The organism is Desulfogranum japonicum DSM 18378 (assembly GCF_000429945.1).
Lineage (GTDB): Bacteria > Desulfobacterota > Desulfobulbia > Desulfobulbales > Desulfobulbaceae > Desulfogranum > Desulfogranum japonicum.
In genome coordinates this window covers 33,177-52,438 of the sequence record NZ_AUCV01000008.1, presented here as the reverse complement: position 1 = coordinate 52,438, position 19,262 = coordinate 33,177, and the positions used below count along the sequence as shown (strand labels likewise).

14 protein-coding genes are annotated in these 19,262 nt (G+C 45.0%); 6 read left to right on the top strand and 8 right to left on the bottom strand.

The annotated features are described in order from the left end of the window. Window positions 1–80: 80 nt before the first annotated feature. The 3 genes from G493_RS0106820 (at window position 81) to G493_RS0106805 (ending at window position 5,527) form a co-directional block, all read left to right on the top strand. Window positions 81–272, top strand: a complete 192-nt coding sequence (locus G493_RS0106820) for a hypothetical protein (RefSeq protein WP_028579776.1) — start codon at window positions 81–83, stop codon at window positions 270–272. 648 nt (window positions 273–920) lie between these two features. Next, entirely contained in the window at window positions 921–4,496 is a 3,576-nt protein-coding gene (gene nifJ / locus G493_RS0106810; protein ID WP_028579774.1) for a pyruvate:ferredoxin (flavodoxin) oxidoreductase, read from the top strand. Between the two features lie 566 nt (window positions 4,497–5,062). Beyond that, the gene (locus G493_RS0106805) at window positions 5,063–5,527 is read left to right on the top strand and encodes a CBS domain-containing protein (RefSeq protein ID WP_028579773.1); all 465 of its coding nucleotides are present in this window, start codon (window positions 5,063–5,065) and stop codon (window positions 5,525–5,527) included. An 83-nt stretch (window positions 5,528–5,610) separates the two neighbouring features. Here G493_RS0106805 and G493_RS0106800 read toward each other — a convergent pair whose 3' ends face one another. Then, a complete protein-coding gene (locus G493_RS0106800) occupies window positions 5,611–6,552 on the bottom strand; it encodes a YkgJ family cysteine cluster protein (RefSeq protein WP_028579772.1) in 942 nt (313 codons plus the stop codon). A 568-nt stretch (window positions 6,553–7,120) separates the two neighbouring features. On the opposite strand from G493_RS0106800, the gene G493_RS0106795 reads away from it, so the two are divergent. The 3 genes from G493_RS0106795 to G493_RS0106785 are packed head-to-tail and all read left to right on the top strand — an operon-like array spanning window position 7,121 to window position 8,481. Next, window positions 7,121–7,318, top strand: a complete 198-nt coding sequence (locus G493_RS0106795) for a hypothetical protein (RefSeq protein WP_028579771.1) — start codon at window positions 7,121–7,123, stop codon at window positions 7,316–7,318. A 38-nt stretch (window positions 7,319–7,356) separates the two neighbouring features. Next, complete coding sequence (locus tag G493_RS0106790; RefSeq protein WP_028579770.1) at window positions 7,357–8,148, top strand: histidinol-phosphatase; 792 nt, start codon at window positions 7,357–7,359, stop codon at window positions 8,146–8,148. 57 nt (window positions 8,149–8,205) lie between these two features. Beyond that, on the top strand, window positions 8,206–8,481 hold the full coding sequence (locus G493_RS0106785; protein WP_028579769.1) for an Lrp/AsnC family transcriptional regulator: 276 nt from the start codon (window positions 8,206–8,208) through the stop codon (window positions 8,479–8,481). Window positions 8,482–8,569: 88 nt separating this feature from the next. On the opposite strand, the gene G493_RS0106780 is transcribed toward G493_RS0106785, so the two are convergent. From G493_RS0106780 to G493_RS28185, 7 genes are all read right to left on the bottom strand, one after another. Beyond that, window positions 8,570–10,198, bottom strand: coding sequence for a HEAT repeat domain-containing protein (locus tag G493_RS0106780; RefSeq protein WP_028579768.1), 1,629 nt, complete (start codon window positions 10,196–10,198; stop codon window positions 8,570–8,572). A gap of 45 nt (window positions 10,199–10,243) precedes the next feature. Beyond that, window positions 10,244–11,971 carry an FAD-dependent oxidoreductase gene (locus G493_RS0106775; RefSeq protein WP_028579767.1) on the bottom strand — a complete coding sequence of 576 codons (1,728 nt, stop codon included), beginning with the start codon at window positions 11,969–11,971 and terminating at the stop codon, window positions 10,244–10,246. Between the two features lie 297 nt (window positions 11,972–12,268). Then, entirely contained in the window at window positions 12,269–12,604 is a 336-nt protein-coding gene (locus G493_RS0106770; RefSeq protein ID WP_028579766.1) for a DUF190 domain-containing protein, read from the bottom strand. A gap of 1 nt (window position 12,605) precedes the next feature. Further along, a complete protein-coding gene (gene crcB / locus G493_RS0106765) occupies window positions 12,606–12,998 on the bottom strand; it encodes a fluoride efflux transporter CrcB (RefSeq protein ID WP_028579765.1) in 393 nt (130 codons plus the stop codon). A 4-nt stretch (window positions 12,999–13,002) separates the two neighbouring features. Next, a complete protein-coding gene (locus G493_RS0106760) occupies window positions 13,003–16,440 on the bottom strand; it encodes a translocation/assembly module TamB domain-containing protein (RefSeq protein WP_028579764.1) in 3,438 nt (1,145 codons plus the stop codon). A 552-nt stretch (window positions 16,441–16,992) separates the two neighbouring features. Continuing rightward, on the bottom strand, window positions 16,993–18,387 hold the full coding sequence (locus tag G493_RS0106750) for a hypothetical protein (RefSeq protein ID WP_028579762.1): 1,395 nt from the start codon (window positions 18,385–18,387) through the stop codon (window positions 16,993–16,995). Between the two features lie 32 nt (window positions 18,388–18,419). Then, window positions 18,420–19,043, bottom strand: a complete 624-nt coding sequence (locus tag G493_RS28185; protein ID WP_161629800.1) for a response regulator — start codon at window positions 19,041–19,043, stop codon at window positions 18,420–18,422. Window positions 19,044–19,262: the final 219 nt, after the last annotated feature.

The following is a 19,262-nucleotide window of genomic DNA, read 5'->3' as shown; positions in this document are numbered from 1 at the left end:
CGCCCAAAATGCATAAAGCACTATACAGGTAACACAGATAAAAACATTATTTATTTACTTCTGGCCTATGAGGATCTCTGATGCGGAACAATCCTACACAGACACCGGCAAAAAAACCGATTCCTGAGCGGGTTGCTTTTTTAAGAAGCCTTCCATTGGAAATCAAACAGCAAATCAGTGGAGATGAAGCCGAGCAATTTATGTATAGCGAACAGATTCCACAGTCTTTGTACGAAAAAATCAAAGATTTCATTGAAGAGGAAAATACATAAGGTGACAACGTACGGTTATGGGGTTATGCCAACCGTTTTGTACCATAAGGGTCTGTGACGAATATTTTTCCTGATTACTGGTTTTTTTATACTGTTGCCCCGAGACTCATTTTTCATGCAGCAAACCATTCCAGCATGGAGCAAAGGACCAGGTAATGAATCGGCCCTCACCTTTTCAGGTATACTGACGGGCAGGATACCATCCTTGTTAAAGGATTTCCTATATTCCTGTTTTATGCACCTGAGTAGCAATCACTTCTTATTCGCAAAGGTCTACTTATCCTACCCATTTAGAGAGCTCTTTACCGTTGCATTATACTTTTTTTTAGTTTATCTTCCCCTCATTAAATGATCTTTGTTCTTATCTGCGGTACAGGTATGTCGCCGTTGATGTTGTAAAGGTCTCGTTCCAAGAAGGCCCAACTATACTGGGGGGGAAAGTAGGGTTTCTTTCGGATGGCTAGCACTTCGTGATTGAATGAAGCGTCAATCATTTTTTTCAGGATTAGTCCGTCCTCACCCAAATCTTCCAGTGTTTAAAAAAAATGTGGCTCTTTGTTTCTGCACAGAGATGTCCCCTTTTTTCAAAACAATTGCCGACGGGAATTCTGCCGGCAATAAGTAACCATCGTGTAAGGAGAAAGAACTATGTCGCGAAAAATGGTCACCATTGACGGCAACCAGGCATGTACCCATGTTGCGTATGCCACCAGTGAAGTCATCACAATCTATCCTATTACGCCATCATCTCCGATGGCAGCAGAAGCGGATGCCAAAGCCAATGCAAAGCAACAGAATATCTGGGGAACAATTCCTGTCATCTCTCAGATGCAGTCAGAGGGTGGCGTAGCCGGCGCGTTGCATGGTTCTCTGAACACAGGCGCTCTCTGCACCACATTTACTGCGTCACAGGGTTTGCTGCTGATGCTGCCCAATATGTACAAAATCGCAGGTGAGCTGACCCCTACCGTATTCCATGTAACAGCTCGTGCCCTCGCCTATCAGGGTCTCTCAATCTTCGGCGATCACAGTGATGTAATGTCAGCCCGTCAGACAGGCTGGGCTATGCTCTGTGCAGAGAACGTACAGCAGGCTCAGGATATGGCTCTGATCTCCACTTCCGCAACCTTGGAATCACGTATTCCTTTCCTGCATTTCTTTGATGGTTTCCGTACCTCCCATGAGGTAGCCAAGATCGAAGAACTGACAATGGATGATATGCGTGCAATGATTGATGATGACCAGGTTCTTGCCCATCGTGAGCGTGCGCTGACTCCAGACCGCCCAAGTATGTGCGGTACTGCTCAGAATCCTGACGTATATTTCACAGGCCGTGAAACAGTAAACAAATATTATGATGCTGTACCTGGAATCGTACAGGCGAAAATGAATCAATTCGCCAAGATAACCGGTCGTCAGTATCACCTTTTCGATTACTACGGCGCTCCGGATGCAACAGACGTCATCGTTATCATGGGTTCCGGTGCGGAAGTTGTTGCTTCCACCATTGATTACCTGGCCAGCCAGGGAGACAAAGTTGGTTGCGTTATCGTTCGTCTTTTCAGACCTTTTGATGCTGCAGCTATGGTCAACGCCCTGCCCGGTACCGTTGAACGTATCACTGTTATGGACCGTACCAAAGAGCCTGGTGCCCTTGGCGAGCCTCTGTATCTTGATGTTCGTGCAGCAGTTGGTGAAGCAGTTGAAGCCAACCCTACCATGTTCATGCCTATGATTCTCGGTGGACGTTATGGTCTTGGTTCTGCAGAGTTCACCCCAGCCATGGTGAAAGCTGTATACGACAACATGGCATCCTTTGCACCTAAGAAAAAATTCTGTGTTGGCCCCAACGACGACGTTGCGTTTACCAGCCTGGATTACGATAAAACCTTTAACATTGAAAGCGAAGATGTCTATCGTGCTCTGTTCTATGGTTTAGGCTCAGACGGTACCGTTGGCGCGAATAAAAATACCATCAAGATCATCGGTGGTGAGACAACCAACTCTACCCAGGGTTACTTTGTTTACGATTCTAAAAAATCAGGTTCCATGACCGTTTCTCACCTCCGTTTTGGAGAGAACCAGGTTGTTGCTCCTTACCTGATCAACAAAGCCAACTTCATCGCCTGTCACAACTTTGCCTTCCTGGATTCCTACGACATGCTGGCTAACCTGGAAGATGAAGGAACTTTTCTCCTGACCACTGTATTCTCTAAAGATGAAATCTGGTCTCATCTGCCAGCTCTGGTTCAGAAACAACTGATAGAGAAAAAAGCAAAATTCTACATCATTGATGCAGTAAAACTTGGCCAGGCAATTGGTTTGGGTGCACGTATCAACATGATCATGCAGACAGCATTCTTCATGATCTCCGGTATTCTCACCCAGGAAGCCGCAGTAGAGGCTATTAAAACTGCGATCAAGAAAACCTATGGCAAAAAAGGCGATAAGATCGTCAACATGAACTATGCAGCAGTTGACGGTGCCATAGAGAACATTGTCCAGGTATCTTTACCAAGTGAAGTTTCTGGTCACGAAATGCCGCCAACCGTTCCTGAAGAAGCGCCTAAGTTTGTTAAGGAAATTACCGCTAAAATGATGGAAGGCCGCGGAGAAGAAATCACCGTTTCTCAAATGCCTGACAATGGTCGCTGGCCAACAGCCACTACACAATGGGAAAAACGAAACATCGCGGTCAATGTTTCCAGCTGGGATCCAGAGACCTGTATCCAATGTGGACGTTGTTCCCTGGTATGCCCACATGGCTGTATCCGTATGAAAGTTGCTACACCTGAAGCACTTGAAGCAGCTGGGGCAACCGCGGATTTCAAAACAGCAGACGCAGTTGGTAAAGAATACAAAGGCATGAAATTCACCATGCAGATTTCCACAGCTGATTGCTGCGGTTGTACACTTTGTGTTACTGCCTGCCCTGCGCGTAAGAAAGATACAGATGGTAAGAAAACAGAGACACCTGCGCTGGTAATGATCCCCAACACCGAAGAAGTACATGCGCGCGAGTCCAAAAACTGGGAAGCTTTCCTGAAACTGCCGGAAGTTGATCGTGCCACCATCAACCCAACAACCATTAAAGGCAGCCAGTTCCTGAGACCTATGTTTGAGTTCTCCGGTGCTTGCGCAGGTTGTGGTGAAACTCCTTATGTTAAACTGATCACCCAGTTGTTCGGTGATAGGATGCTGGTAGCCAATGCTACAGGTTGTTCTTCAATCTATGGTGGTAACCTGCCGACCACACCATACTGTACTCGTGATGATGGCCGTGGTCCTGCCTGGTCAAACTCACTGTTCGAAGACAATGCTGAATACGGTCTTGGTATGCGTCAGTCTGTTGACAAACTCGGTAGTCAGGCAGCAGAGCTGGTAGAAGCTGCTGTAGAAGCCAAATTGATCGACAAGGCAATGGCTGATGGACTGCTTGACGCTACCCAGAGCACCCAGGATGAAATTGAAGCACAGCGTGGGCGTGTTGCTGAATTGAAGGCAGCTCTTGCGGGTAATTCCGACAAACTCTCCAAAGGTCTCGTTTCCCTTGCCGATTACCTGGTGAAAAAATCCGTTTGGATTTTCGGTGGCGACGGTTGGGCGTACGATATTGGTTACGGCGGTCTGGATCACGTTCTTGCCTCTGGTCAAAACGTTAATGTTATGGTTCTGGATACCGAAGTGTACTCCAACACCGGTGGTCAGATGTCCAAATCCACACCTCGTGCAGCTGTAGCACAGTTTGCTGCTGGTGGTAAGAAAGCACCTAAGAAAAATATGGGTATGATCTTCTCCACCTTTGGGACTGTATATGTAGCCCGCATTTCTCTGGGTGCCAACCCACAGCAGGCAATCAAAGCCATTGCTGAGGCTGAAGCCTATGACGGACCATCTCTGATCATCGCCTATGCACACTGCATCAACCATGGTATTAACATGGCTACAGGTCTTGAGCAGCAGAAGAAAGCTGTTGAGTGTGGTCACTGGTCCTTGTACCGCTACAATCCTGATCTCGAGGCCGAGGGTAAAAACCCATTGACCATTGATAGTAAAGAGCCGACTATGTCCTTTGCCGACTACGCTCTGAACGAAAACCGTTATCGTATGCTGAAGATGGCCAATCCTGATATGGTTGACCAGCTTATGACAGCTGCACAGACAGATACTGACAAATCCTGGAAAATGCTCAAAGCATGGGCAAAAGCTTTGGATGTTGAATAATCAGTATTGCCATTATTGAAGAAAGCCCTGCCGGATATTCCGGCAGGGCTTTTTTTTTTACCCTGTTACTCTCCAGGACTCTGCCGGCAGATTTCCTGTTTTTTCAGATTATTCCAACAGAAAAATTCATCTTAAAAACAGCCTGTCAAACAGCATAAATTCAAAGTTTAGGATCACGAAAAATAATAAATATCCAAAAATTGCGTAGGATATCGGTTTGGTAACGTCGTAGCGTCAATAGTTCCATATTGGCAGTATTGAACCCTTGACGCTACTGCGTTACCAAGTTGAGAGACAAGCAAGATTGGATATTTTATTTTTTCCGTGCCCCTTAAAGCAGTGACTCAAAAAACTCCGTACGTAATGCCTTCAGGCCTGCTTACACCAGCTGATCATTTCCATTATCCCCCTATTTTTCTCCACCACATCAAAAAAATGAAATGAAAGAGCATCTTAGTTATAACTGAATTGATATGACTGGATTTTTACATTGTAGTGTTGCATAAATACTATAAGGGATGTATGTAAACTGCAAATTTCCTTTCAGATGAACCAAGGAGTTGAATATGCAACTATTTGCCAAAGACATAATGGTAAAAAACTTTGACACCATACATTTGGATGCTCCTGCAGTAAATGCCATCCGCCGAATACTTGACGCCAAAATTCGTCCCACCGGACACAAAACAGTGAGTCTTATGGTGGTCGATGATGCCTACAGACTGGTTGGCACAATAAGTATGTTCTACATACTGTACCATTTACGTCCTTCTTTTTTGAACTATGGTATAGATGGTGATACTATTTCATGGAAAGGTGAACTGGATCAGTTCATTGAAGCTGTGAAAGAAAAAACCGTTCGGCAAATCATGAATCCGAATATTTTGAGCATTTCCCCCGATGAACCTCTCATGGCCATAGTTGACCGCATGATAAAGGATCGTATCCGTCGGATGCCGGTGGTGGATAATGGAAAATTGGTGGGTGTAGTCTATATTTCAGATATTTTTTTCCATCTCTTTAAAGAGTAACATGTTCAATCTGTCCAGAAAGATCCCTTTCTGGACAGATCTCATCCTACATAAGAGTTTTTATCTCTTGTAACGCTTTCTTTTTATGCTTTACGTTCCTGGAGCATCCTGTCGCGCTCGGCTTTTAACTCCTTATACTCCTGCTCAGCCTTTTTCAGTGATTCATCCTGCCGTTCCTTGATTTCTTCCACCTTGGCTTTAAGTTTATCTTCCTTAATTTTCATTCCACCGGCGCCAAAAAGAGTATTTGCCAGATATCTGAATGAAAAAAGCATAAGCTCAACATCATCCTCTTTGATTTTGGCAACAGTCTCCGGGTCGACTTCATAGGTGTCAAGAAAAGAACTGTTGAAAATAAAATCCCGGAATGTATCCAAATCAGTGGATGCCATAAAGAACATCCGTTTGGCTGCCTCACTCAAAGAAGCCTGATGCCCAAACGATTTTCTACGCATGACTAGGCGAAGCCATTCCTTATTCATTTCATCACGAATATCAACGCCTTGATCAGCCCGCCATTCACGAATGGTCCACCGTTTGGATTCTTCGTGTCCCTTACAATGAGGTTCTTTTACCAAAAAGAAAAATTTCTCCTCAGCAGCATCATTTGAGCCTCCCTCATGAAAATCAGCCATTCCCACAGGATAATAGCGACACGCTGTTGGGCGATCTTCGTACACGGTACAGCCTTCAGGTGTAACAAAAGGACATCCCCTTTTCTCTCCTACAAGTTTCAGCTGTACACCGGGCATATCTGTTTTTTCCAAATAGGTAGGTTCAGTGTATTCAGTAACAAATTTACTGGCTGTAATGCCGAGTCTTCTACTCAGGATGAGAATATCATAAGGAGTTAAAATTATTTTAATATTATGGCAACATGCAGTAAAACAACTCACTCCGGGATGACACTCGAACTGGAGACTTGAATCCAGAGTCAATTTCTCCGGCATTATATTTGATGGATTTTTATCCGTGCTCTTTAAAGTACTACTCTGAATTGCATCGTTTTCAAACGTATCGGACATGCTCTAATCCCTCTCGTGGTGGACCTTTATCACCTTTTTTGGGCCCCCCCTCGGACACCCTCGAATCATTATCGATATACTCCCCTTGAATCAAACCCTTCCAGGACTGATCTCTGTAACGATTATCAGTATTCAAAAGACAGTACACGCTTTTATAAAATGAACCTGCTATATTACCACCTTCGGTAATACTGTCAAACCTTATTCTCTAGACACAAAATAGACTGCTACATCAACAGGTTAGAACACAATACATTTTCTATCGGGTTACATTGAGCATCATACGGCCCTTTCCATAATGATTGTCCCCCGAATTGCCAAAAAAAAGTACTAATCATTTGAGCAATTTTGTGTGCAATTACCGCTGAACCTGTTAATAGATAGAAGAACATCATAAGGTGTGCAGTAACGTATTGTTGTGAGTTGCCAATATTGATTACACATATCAATAAACGCAACCGTTTTCGGGTATCTATACAAATTGCACATCATGGCAATCTTGAAAAAGGTGCTCTAAGCTCCACCCTGAAGCTCAGCCATATAGCTGGACTTCCTTATTTTTTATTTTATGAAAAACATTTTCCCAAATACAATTGATTTCTCAAAAGTTGACACCCTTGTCTATCACCTTCCCGATGGCCCGTCCTTTTCACTTGAAATAGAAGGAATAGGGGATCTCATAGACATAGAAATGGAACTCGGCGACTTTTGCGACACTTCCGACATAGATGGTGTCTTGCACTTCTTTCCCAAAGGAAATGCCTGACCTCCCAAGCTCTTTCCTAAAGGATACGTACGCCCTTCATGACACTGGCCACGCAGATTGACACAGGATTTGACGGCCATATTCATACTTCGCTGTGTCAACATGCTACCGGGCAAATGGAAGATTATGTCCAAGCTGCCATTGATAAGAAACTGCATACGATATGTTTCCTGGAACACATGGAAACTGGTATTTCTTATCAGCCACGAAGCTGGCTGACCACGGAGGACTTCAGGTATTATTTTTCAGAAGGAAACCGTCTACGCGAACGCTATAAAGATAAAATCAACATTCTTCTCGGTGTTGAAGCTGGTATTAACCCTGCTATGCCCAAAGAGGTGTATTCGCGTATTGCAAAGCTGCCAGTGGACCGCATTGGTCTATCGCGCCATTTCTTTCAAATAGGTAATGAGCACTACAATCTGCTCAGCAGGAAAAAACGTGGGCTGAGCCAATTATTAGCCTTTGGTAGAAATATCGTTCTCGACGACTATTTCACCTCTATTCTGGAAGTCTTGCATGATATACACATTGATGTAGTCTGTCACCTGGATGCCGCTCTACGGCATGTACCAGACATTACTCTGACAACATATCACTATTCACTTATAGAACAAATTCTTGATGTAATGTCGCAAAAAGACATTGCTTTGGAAGTCAATACTTCCGGATTTACCTTACGAAATAATCCTTTTCCCAACCGTGACATCCTACAAATGGCGCAGAAAAAACATATTCGCCTTCAGGCAGGGTCAGATGCCCATTCCCCGGAACAGGTTGGGCGTGATTTTAATTCCCTGTTACAGTATTTGAAATCCATCGGTACATGACCTCTCCACTCAGATTTCACACTTAACATTTAACCACCCACATCCAAGGATTGATAAATGGTTACAGCGATTATTTTTATGAATGTCAAGAGAAACAAGATCAATACCGTAGCTGAACAGTTAGCTGACACTGAAGGTATTTCTGAGGTCTACTCGGTCAGTGGTCAGTATGACCTGATAGCCATAGTTCGCGTTAAAACAAATGAAGATCTCTCCAGTCTGGTAACCAAAAAACTCCTGCAGATAGATGCAGTTATAAAAACAGAAACAATGCTGGCTTTCAAAGCCTATTCCAAACATGATCTGGATGCCATGTTTGCTGTTGGCATGTAACCCTAGGGCTAGGTGCGGTCAACCCCCATCTTTTAATCCTGGGGGATGAACAAATGCCCTATGCCGTGCCTCAGAAAGGCTTGAGGAATTAACTCACAGCGATAAATTCCTCCATTGCTTTACGCAAAGATTCAGCATTGAACGGTTTAATTAAAATGGCATTAACACCGGCAGAGGTTGCAGCCTCATGATCCTGAGCATCTCCCTGGGTGGTCACCATGATCACAGGTAATTGATCTACAGTATACTTTTCCCGTAAACGCAGAGTCAGTTCTATTCCTGAAATTTCAGGCATGTTCAGATCAGTTAACACTAGGGCGGGCTTCTCTTTTCCAAGCCATTCAATCGCACTTGCAGGGAACTCAAAAAGAACAGGCTCAAAGCCCAGTTCATGCAATGTCGCTTTATAAATATTGAGGATCATTCTAGAGTCGTCTACAGCACAAACCTTCAACCTGGCCCCCTCTTCACTCACCTCGCCGGTGAGCTTACCTGCGAAATCATTCAGGCCTTTTTGCCTGAGCAATGCAATATAGTGCTCACGAATGTCCGGATGGGCGTGTGGTAAATAGACCAGAGCCATTTCTTGAAAAAACTCTTCTTCGGCTAGGCTCAGGAACATATTGTCTACCTGGGCGTTCACTATAATCTTAACAATATGCCTGGATTCATCACTTTGTGGACGAATCATATTCTTGATGCCGGCAGCAAGCACTTCATTAAAGTTCCTGTCAATAGCCCTGGCGGCGGCTGTACAGACATGATCTTCTTTATCCGTAAGCCCGGCTGCCAATGTATATGCTCCCTTACGGAGAGGTAACAAGGCCAGCGCCTCATAGGCTGCAAAGCGCACATTGGCATTTTTAGGAACACTGTTAAGCAATGTGCGAATTGGCATGATAGCACTATCGTCTCCGATATCGCCAAGAATATTCAGGGTATGGATGAGTAAATCGTTATTTTCCTCCTTGAGGTTTTCTATGAGCACAGGAACGGCTTTTGTTCCTATTGCAACGAGACTGTCTTTCGCATAGATACGCATATGCGCATAATGCGAACGTAATGTGTCATTTAATTTTTCCAAAGAGACCTGATCCTGTACATCTGCAAAAATACCGAGAATAATCAGGTCCAACTCATTGTCGGTTCCCATTCTCTCTGCGAGTCTGTGCATGGCGGTATTGGTCCCAACCATGCCCAGGGCGTGAATGGCTGCCATAATCAATTCTCTATCTGCAGAGTACAGAAAATCCGTCAGGGTATTAACGCATTCAGGATCACCTATAAGTCCAAGATTATCGATGATCAGCCTCATGGTGTAGCCATCTTCAGACTTGCCAAGAAGTTCAATCAAAGGATTTGTTGCCTCTTCAAGCTTCAGTTCTCCCGCAGTTTCCACAAACAGTGTTTTATCATCTATTTCAGGGGAAGAAAGGCTATCGATTAAAACTTCAGGATAGGCGATAAGGCTGGATATCAGAGTCTCCCTGATAACAGGAAGACTCTGACTCAAATCAGGTTGAGTCACGAGAAGGTAGTTGAGCAGAGGAACGGTAAATTTCACATCTGCTCTAGACAATTCATACACCAGCCGATTCTGGGTTTTGCTGTCTACAGACCCCAAATGATCGAGGACCAGTTGTGCTTTTAATGCATCGCCAGTGTTAATGTTGGCCTGAATTTCCTCTATCATGTGCTGCGCATTCAATTCTGCCATACTACCTCCTTGACCTGCAGGACTACAGTGGCCAACTATAGTCGTTTATTTAATATACCAATCGACCCCCAACCTGCTGATGACATTTAAACCACCACCTAATACCATGCTATCTGTTTTGCCGAGATGGTCAAGGAAGATTTGAACTTCATAGGAGCGAGTACCTGCATTGCACAAAATGATGCAGGTTTTCCCTTCCGGTATTTCGGAATATTTTTCACGCATCTGTTCGTATTGAACAGCAACCCATTTGTCTTTACCATACCGTTCAACATAGGGTTTGGCCTCCATCGGATGTCGAATATCAAGGGCAACCCAATCAGGTTCAATTTCCATATCGGTCATCCAATGAAGAAAGCGTTCCAATTGTACTTGTCGAAGCCGGTTCTCACAAAGATTTTCAGCAACAAATCCTGCGGCATTAATGGTATCAATGGCAGCGGAAAATGGTGGAGCATATGCCATCTCAACACCGATGAAATCATCAATCGTTCCGCCTTTGCCAATAAGGGCCGCAGCAGTATCAATGCGTGCCGAGAGACTGTCATTCATCATCCCGAAGCCTTGCGCCCCGAGCACCTTTCTTGTTCTTCTATCAAAAACCAACTGAAAAATAACCACGGACTGGTTGGGAAAAAAATGTGCTCGGTCCGGGGGAGACGTCAACGCATACTCGGCGTCATATCCCTCTGCGATAGCTGTTTTATAGCTGATCCCGGTGCATGAAATGCAACGCTCAAAAGCTTTCATGATAAAGGAACCGCAGACGCCACCAAACGTGGAAGGTAGCCCGGCGATATTGTCTGCGACAACACGCCCCTCGCGGTTTGCTAAAGAGCCAAGCGGGGCATAGGTTTCCTTGCCGGTAATACTGCTCACGGAAGCAATACAGTCTCCTGCAGCATAAATATCAGGGTCAGAAGTCTGCAGCCGTCTGTTAACACGGATGCCTCCCCAGGGAGCTACAGAGAGTCCAGCTTCCCTGGCCAACTCACTCCGTGGGCGTACCCCAACAGCTATTATCACTAAATCGGCATCCAGCGTGCGGGCACCGGTTGTAACAGCAGTCACATTTCCTTCACTATCACCAATAATTTCTGTGGCTGACTCTCCTGTATATACATCCACACCGCTTTCCTGCAGATGTACTTTAAGCATTTCTGCAAAATGCCAATCTACAATCCCTGGCAAGAGATGAGGTGCCAATTCAATCAGTGACGTTTCCACACCCCAGAGATCTTTTAATGCTTCAGCCATTTCTATACCAATTGCACCACCACCTATAACCACCGCCCTGGAAACCTGCCCCTGGGATATTCGCTTCCTGATTTCTATGGCTTTGTGCAAGTTGGCAATGGTAAAAACACCATCAAGGTCTGTTCCAGGAATAGGCAGGGCAAATGGGCTTGCACCTGTGGCCAGCATGAGTTTATCATAAGGGAGTTCTTGCTGTTCCCCACTCTCCATATGCTGCACTCTGAGCACCTTACGTTCCCTGTCAATGGACATGGCCCGGGTACTGGTCAGCACATTTACCCCTTTAGCATTTTTAAAAAAGTTCTCGTCTCTAACTACATGAAAACTAGTTGCACGCAGCTCACTGGCATCTGAAACATCTCCACTTACATAATATGGTATACCACACCCACCATATGAAATGAGGGAATCCTGATCAACCATGGTGATCTCGCAATCAGGATCCAGCCGTTTCAATCGACATGCCGCTTTAGGGCCAGCAGCCACAGCACCAACAATGACAATTTTTTTTCCCACTATTTTCTCCTCAAAAAAATAAAAAGAACAATACCAGCGCACATGCAGTCAAACAAAAGATCCGCCTTGCAATCCTTTCTCTCAATGGTACGCAGGTGTGATTATTTCCAATGTGATTTTTCTTCAGGGCATATATTTCAAGCCCGAGTTTTTCACTATTTTTCAAACAACTGCTTAGGGGCGCGGAAAAGAATAACTATCCAAAAAACTCAGGGGAATGAGTTGAGAGACCAACAAGATTAGGTTACTTAATTTTTTACACGGCCCTTAATTCTTTGCTCTATTCGTTTTATGGTATCATTTGCGATGACGATACATACGTATGGCCAGATCCTGTAGCGTTACTATCCCTTCAGAAATGGCAGGATCTATAGTATCCAGTAGTTTTTCAAGCTTTTGTGCTTCATCAATCATCTCGATGACAACAGGCATATCATTGGATAATCGCAACACAGAATTTGTTTTTATCCTTGAATTTGCCCCAAACCCCATTATTCCACGGTAAACGGTTGCCCCGGCTATCCCCTGCTTTCTCGCCTCGATCACAATCCATTCATAAAGTGGCATGCCCTGATAACGAAGAGCTTCACCGACAATTATTTTCAACAAACATCCCTGATCAGGTAACTTCATACTACCTCCAGATTATTCCTGCCGCAGCTCTACCCATCCAGACCATGGCTACGCCAATAACGACCTGTACCACGGAGTTAAATGCCGCTAAATCAAAGCGCCCTTCCCTCATCAACATCAAGGTCTCATTGCCAAAGGTTGAAAACGTGGTAAAGGCGCCCAGCATCCCTATCAGCAGAAAACTTCGAATTTCCACTGAAAAAAAAGAACGGGTCTCGACTAACATCGTAAGAAAACCAATGCAAAAACAGCCAATCAGGTTAACAGCCATGGTTCCTATTGGAAAGAGGAGAAGATCCGAACGATTCTGAACCCAGCCACTAACCAGATAACGCCCTATGGCACCAACAAACCCTCCAGCCCCGATAATACACAAACGAATTACACTATCCATAACATCACTTTGAAAAAATCTTATCCCACAGGTCAGGTACCGCCTGCAGCAGTTCCTCCTGAATGCTTTTTTCTGCTGCCTTTTCAAGAAGCGCACCTATGTTCTGCTGCAATGCCTGCATATCACACCGTGGTTTATGCACAGTACCGGAAACAGGTACTTTTAAAATGGAACCTTCCAACACCTCATATGCGTCTTTACCTACCAGGTTCCGTGTTACGGGTATCTGGAACACATAATCCAGCTCACCGCTGTAACTCATGGAACCGGTCAAGGTGACTGCAGTTTCTCCCACCAGCAGATGAATTGGAGAGCAAGTTACCCTTGAAGAGTTGCCTTCGCAATTGAGTTCACTGTCTGCAATCTGCAGATCTCCTTCCCCCAAACCCGTCACAGATAATATGCTGGCAAACAAACCATTACGTGCCATTTGCACATTGCGCATATTCAAACTGGCTGCAAACAAGACATTCTCGGGTTTTTCCAGAGGGTAGAGCAAATGATTCAACAGAACAGAGATAGTTCCAGTTGGCTGTACAAATACGCCGAGAAGAGGATGCATCCGGGAAAGCAACTGCTCGGAAAGCGACTCGGTTATATTGACCTCATCCAAAACTCTCTGCGGCTGCTGGACCATGAGCACATGGGGAATCTCGCTGAAATCAAGGCTTGGCTGCATATATATTTTGCCGTTGTTGAGCTCGCCTTGCAGGGTAAAGCTACCAGCTCCCCGCTCCAGTTCGAGAGTAGATTGCAGCTTTGATACCAGCAGTGTTTCAAAAGCCAGCCTGTCCAGATTGACTGAAGAGTGCAACGATGGCAGGAGCTGTGTAGTTTCCTCCTTACCCGGCTTTTCGGTGCCAAATTCAACTTGAACAGCCTGCTTCCCCTCCAACATAATTGTCTTACCGGTCAGGGAAGTAAGCAATTTTGAAACTGCTCCATAATCGGGAGAAAGAGACGCATTTCCCATAACATTCAGCTCAGGATCACTGTGCAATTGCCCCTGCAACATTCCTAAGCCTGAATCAAAGGTTACGTTTTCAAGTTGCAGGGAGTTTGTTGTCCAATCATGAACAAAATCGGCATGCCCCTGAATCTCTTGCTGAGGAAACACTATTTTTTCATGTTTTTTAATTTCTGTTTCTTTACCATGAATTTGAAATGTACCTTTTTGCTCCAACCCATTGGTGGATGTGTCAGCGAGTATATCCAGAGTGCCATGAGCTGAAAAGTCTTGAGGTACCAAATGCTTCTGTATGAGCACATCCAGTACATTTTCTGCCTGAAAAGAGGCCTGAACATGTGCCTGGTACTTTTGCATCGGGTGCGAATAGTCATCAACCACTATTGACGAATCAGTCAATTTCAGCAACCCTGTGTCCAGTTGCAGATGTTGAGCATTCAATTGGCGAGTCCCAGGCAGGATACGGATCCCAACACCATTCCTCAACAAAAATTCCTGCCTGGTATCATATATCCGCAATGGAACTATCCGTACACCTTCCGATACATCAGCCACCTGCGGAGGAGGCTGTATTTTCAACTGCACATGGGTATCTTCATATCCTATTGGCCCTTGCTGCAAAACGAAATCTTGTATATTCAACAGGAGATGATCAATATCATACACATCTGGCGAGTACCGTCCAGAAGCCTCCAGGTCTATAACGCCCAGTATGTTCATTTTGACGTCTGACAGGTTCAGGGACCGGAAGAAAGATGAAAACTTCTCAAGCTCAACATGGCTGTCAAAACTATAGGAAGCTGAAACTGCGGGCTGCAGTCGTATGTCTTTGGCCTGCAGAGTAAATGTACCCATCTGAGAATCCAGACGAATGTCGCAGATACCTGAACGACCTCCCTGAAAGAGATCTCGTTGACCTGACGCCCGCACATTCATTAACAAGGTGCCAGGGGGACTTTCCTTGCCAAGAGCGAAGTCAGTTATCTGAAAATCAGATTCAAGAAGATAACGGTCCTGTTCATTGAGCGTTACAGAACTGTCCCAGCTTGCTTTCCCCTGGAGTTCTACCGGTAGCTCGACCAGCTGTCCCAACTGCTTTTGGGCCTGTGCAAGATCAGCCCAACCGTGCATGGCGAAATTATCAAGGGCACCGCTGCCGTTCAACTGTGCAAATGAAGTCTGTAATTGCAGGTTTTGTAAAATGGAGATTCCACGATCAATAACGAGAGAGACCTCGGCAGTGATTGGTTGATCCCAATAAAGTGGTACGGAGCCAACCTGACCACGTATTGTTTCACTGGTGCACTCCATTGTCAGATCACTTTTGCCGCTTCCCTTAAGTTGATAGAGGACGGAAAAATCAACTTGCCCCTTATCCAATTGCAGTCCTTCTCTGGTTCTCATTGTCTGTGGAAACAGAGCAAACATACGGGGGAGATGAACACTCCCATCGACCTGCATGCTACCCACAGTACCTGATAATTGTCCAACAGCCTGAAAGTTGAGCAAATCTGAATGTAAATCAATGGTGTTGATAACAAGCTGATCTAATTTTTGCTTCTCCAGATCCACACTTAGCTCTATCGAAGAAAATTCCGGACGGTCTGTCCCCAATACTCCTCCGTAAAGCTGCAACCCCTGAATGGCTGCATTCCCTTTAATATTCAAGTGATCCAGCCCTGCCGTCTGCACCTGCCACTGTCCGCTGATCCGCCCCTTTCCCTGGGGAAGATTACCCCGCGAGGCAACGAACAGCGTAAGAGGTTCCAGGTCGAGTTGCTCTACGGTCAGAGTAGTTTGAGATACCAGGGAGGTAAGGGCACCCTTCTTTCCGGCAGGTAAATTGAAAAAACCAGAAGCTTTGGCTTTACCACTGCCAAGAGGAGACGCCAGGCTGCAGGTATACTCTACAGTACCATTAAAAAGACTGGCATCAAGATCAAGCCCTTGAAGCACCTCATATCGATGCCCGTCATCGTTTTGGCGATGCAACGTGCCATTTCTTATCTCCAGCTCAAGGCTGAGGCCTTCCCAGACAGGTTTACCGGCTACATATAATTCTTCCTGGAGAGGATTTGTATCCTGCCTATTCTGTTTTTCCTCTGCATCATTTGCATTGCCCGATTCCCCCTTGCCTGACGACAAGGTAACAGCGGGATTTATGATGGCGACCTTTCCAGGATTTTTGTGGGCTAGCAGGAGTTTCAATAGTCCACGATCAAGGTGTATCTCTGCAACTGAGATATCGACATCAGAGTCCTGATAGATAAAATTTGAGCAGGAGAGTGGCGTGAACCAACCGAAAGAACATGATTGCACCTGCGTGGAGAACGTTTGACTGGCATTCAGAAAAGAAAAAAGATGCTTCAGAATGGGATTGAACCCAATACAGGTAGGAAGAATGGCAATGCAGAAAAGACACAGGCCGAGACTGGAATACAGTACCCATCGTATCCGTTGTTGTTGTTTACTCATCACCTCCGTGCTCCAACCGGCCCCTTATCTCTGCAGTTTCGCTATGCAACATGCCTCGAAAAGGTGCGGATGTCAATGGGATTTCCTGTTTGTTCGATGAGATATCGTTCTTGCAGGAATCACAACAACCACGTTGTGTGAGGAAGACCGTCTTTCCTCCTTTTACAGATTCCACAGCAGTGGATTGCGCAACACAGGATACAAGACTGTGCGAGCTGTTGCCAGAACCTGTTAAACGATAAACAAAACAAACTGGATAACGTAGTTCTTCTGCGGTCCCAACCCGCTTTTTCATGACTTTTTGAATAAATTTAAGTGATTGAAATAATAGTAATCAGCAGGAATCCTCCAAAAACAAGGTGTTTTTCAGAGAAACTCCACAAAACACCCTATGGAGGGGAGCAAATGTATAGCACCTGCTATATTACCGAATAATTACAGGTAAATACAGACTCAGGTCGTTCACTACGGTTGCATGTCTGGTGTCTCGTATCTGCTGCAGAATATCCTCGTGAAAAATCGGGGCTAAGCCTCAAGGCCATTACTTTAAGGCTATTCGTCTCCCCTGAATCTCTCCAGCATATCCCAGGTGGTACCATTTATACGGGAGGTGAGGTCATTGAGCCAATACACCACCTCCGAATTGAAAACAAATCCACCAGGATAGCCATATCCTCTGACCCATTCACCAAATGGCCGCCGTTCATCACCCCAGAAAACGAACCTTTTATCACCTGATAAAGGTGTAGCAACACGCAATTCATGCCCCTTTTCCAAAAGCGTATATATGACATCCCGTCCTCCGAATAGTGTGCCCAAAAAACTGGTTTGCCGGATGGCATCCTGGTAATTGGACCAGGGAAAAGGTGCGGGACTATCAAGGACATTCAATGCATCTTTACTGAGCAGAGCGAACTTTTCCCGCGTGTCGACGCTGGTTGTAACAAATACACTCCCGCCATCTGCCAGGGAGACATTACCCCAAGGCTTGGAATTAACCAATCGTTGCACGATAACAAAGGCAAGTTGAGAAACAACTCTATATTCAGGAACCTCTTTCAGTACAGAAGAGAGATTAAGGCCCGCAGAATGCCCAAGCATTTGCAGATTGCCCATCATTGTCTCATGACTTCCCGGCATACGAAGCAAAAGTAATGTAGTACTATTGTTCAAACACTTGGGGATAACAGGTTCAAATTGATATGTCCGTTCATCTTCCGCATACAGCCCGACATACTGTTGCACTTTCTGCGGCAGCACAAAATATGGACCGTGCTTGGCAACAGGATCAAGGCCACCAGGAACAGGATCAAAGCAAAGAATATTGATGTGTTTCACGGAAGGGTACATTGCAGCAAGGTGAGCCATTCGCATTGCGGAAACTCCACCACGACTGAATCCAAGCATATTAAGGGTAATATCATCACCGGGAAAGGCGCTGATTACCATATCGAGGCCACCCATGGCTTCCGCATCAATAGTGCTCCACGTCCGTGTCCCCAGATCAGGTTCGATGGAGCCAAGCAATGAAACCAGATTGCTCAATCTTGACTCCGAACCCTTCATCAGGGTATCGTTGGATGTGCCTGGACCGTTGATAAAGTATTTAAAATGCGTAACGTCAGTGTGTTCTACGGAAAGAGGAGGCCAGGAGCCGTTCTGGGGCTGAAAAGAGTCGTGCTCAATGGCTTTGGATCTATCGTGATGCGTATAGAGAGATGCCAGTAACTCCGGACTATTCCATGGACAACTCAAAGGGATATAGTCATTCCAGGTCATACCTGTACCGGCAAAATAAACTGTCAGTACCCTTTCTTTAGCCTGACCGCCTGAAGCCATCACAACCAGTGCTACATGCAGCACCACCAACCATTGAAACAGATTACCCTGAACAACACTCTTGAACGGACCAGAGAATGACATCTGCAAATGGGCGCAGAAGATCATGAATATTTTCGGGGCAACACAGTGTTGCCTCTTTATCTGAATTTCAAATTGTCATACATTATAAGCTGATTCAGTTCTTCGATCTTTTGCTGATAACAATCGGGACAGATGCCATGACTCAGGCAGTCAGTGGTGGTTGAGCTTAAATATTCTTCAATACTCATCCATTCACCAGCAAAGCCTTTGGACTGGTTACGAACCTTTTTACACTCACTGCACAGACAAAGCGTTCCCTCTTTCTTTTTCAAGGGTCCGTTCACGCTCTTACGTGCAAGACATCTTCCGACCCGTGCAACCATGTCACCATGATCGTAGGGTTTAAGCAGATAATCATCAGCACCCAGACGAAGCGCTGATATTGCAGAGTCCATTTCGCCAAACCCTGTAAGAATAAATACTGCCTGCTCAGGTTGTTCCTGTTTTATCATTTCCAAAAGTTGCAATCCATCCAGGTCTTCCATCATGAGATCTGTAATAACAAGGGAATACTCAGCTTTGGATAATAATTCCATAGCCTGCCTTCCATTTTCAGCAACATCCACCAGGTAACCGAGCTCATTCAAATCATGATGCAAACTTGTTCGAACAAGGGGCTCATCATCCACTACAAGAATTGAGCAGTGACCAGTTTTATTTATTCTGTTTCGAAAAGACATATTGGATTGTGTTCCACAGACATTGCATTCCATTAAGAATATCACCCCTTTATCAGACAACTTTTTACATAGGCTTAGATCATATGATGATCAGGGCAATGTAGCGATATCTATTGGAATCAACAACAAAAAAACAGAAAACCTTAAACATGCCAGTATTTTCAATGCGTTAAAAGGATACAAAACATCCGCTGCAGCATTCCAAAATTTGATCATGAA

Excerpts from the sequence above, each read along its gene's own strand:
- G493_RS0106770 (WP_028579766.1), bottom strand. The coding sequence starts at position 12,604 with ATGAAGTTACCTGATCAGGGATGTTTGTTGAAAATAATTGTCGGTGAA.
- G493_RS0106760 (WP_028579764.1), bottom strand. The coding sequence starts at position 16,440 with ATGAGTAAACAACAACAACGGATACGATGGGTACTGTATTCCAGTCTC.
- G493_RS0106795 (WP_028579771.1), top strand. The coding sequence starts at position 7,121 with ATGAAAAACATTTTCCCAAATACAATTGATTTCTCAAAAGTTGACACC.
- G493_RS0106790 (WP_028579770.1), top strand. The coding sequence starts at position 7,357 with ATGACACTGGCCACGCAGATTGACACAGGATTTGACGGCCATATTCAT.
- G493_RS0106820 (WP_028579776.1), top strand. The coding sequence starts at position 81 with ATGCGGAACAATCCTACACAGACACCGGCAAAAAAACCGATTCCTGAG.
- crcB (WP_028579765.1), bottom strand. The coding sequence starts at position 12,998 with ATGGATAGTGTAATTCGTTTGTGTATTATCGGGGCTGGAGGGTTTGTT.
- nifJ (WP_028579774.1), top strand. The coding sequence starts at position 921 with ATGTCGCGAAAAATGGTCACCATTGACGGCAACCAGGCATGTACCCAT.
- G493_RS0106800 (WP_028579772.1), bottom strand. The coding sequence starts at position 6,552 with ATGTCCGATACGTTTGAAAACGATGCAATTCAGAGTAGTACTTTAAAG.
- G493_RS0106785 (WP_028579769.1), top strand. The coding sequence starts at position 8,206 with ATGGTTACAGCGATTATTTTTATGAATGTCAAGAGAAACAAGATCAAT.
- G493_RS28185 (WP_161629800.1), bottom strand. The coding sequence starts at position 19,043 with ATGTCTTTTCGAAACAGAATAAATAAAACTGGTCACTGCTCAATTCTT.
- G493_RS0106780 (WP_028579768.1), bottom strand. The coding sequence starts at position 10,198 with ATGGCAGAATTGAATGCGCAGCACATGATAGAGGAAATTCAGGCCAAC.
- G493_RS0106750 (WP_028579762.1), bottom strand. The coding sequence starts at position 18,387 with ATGATCTTCTGCGCCCATTTGCAGATGTCATTCTCTGGTCCGTTCAAG.
- G493_RS0106805 (WP_028579773.1), top strand. The coding sequence starts at position 5,063 with ATGCAACTATTTGCCAAAGACATAATGGTAAAAAACTTTGACACCATA.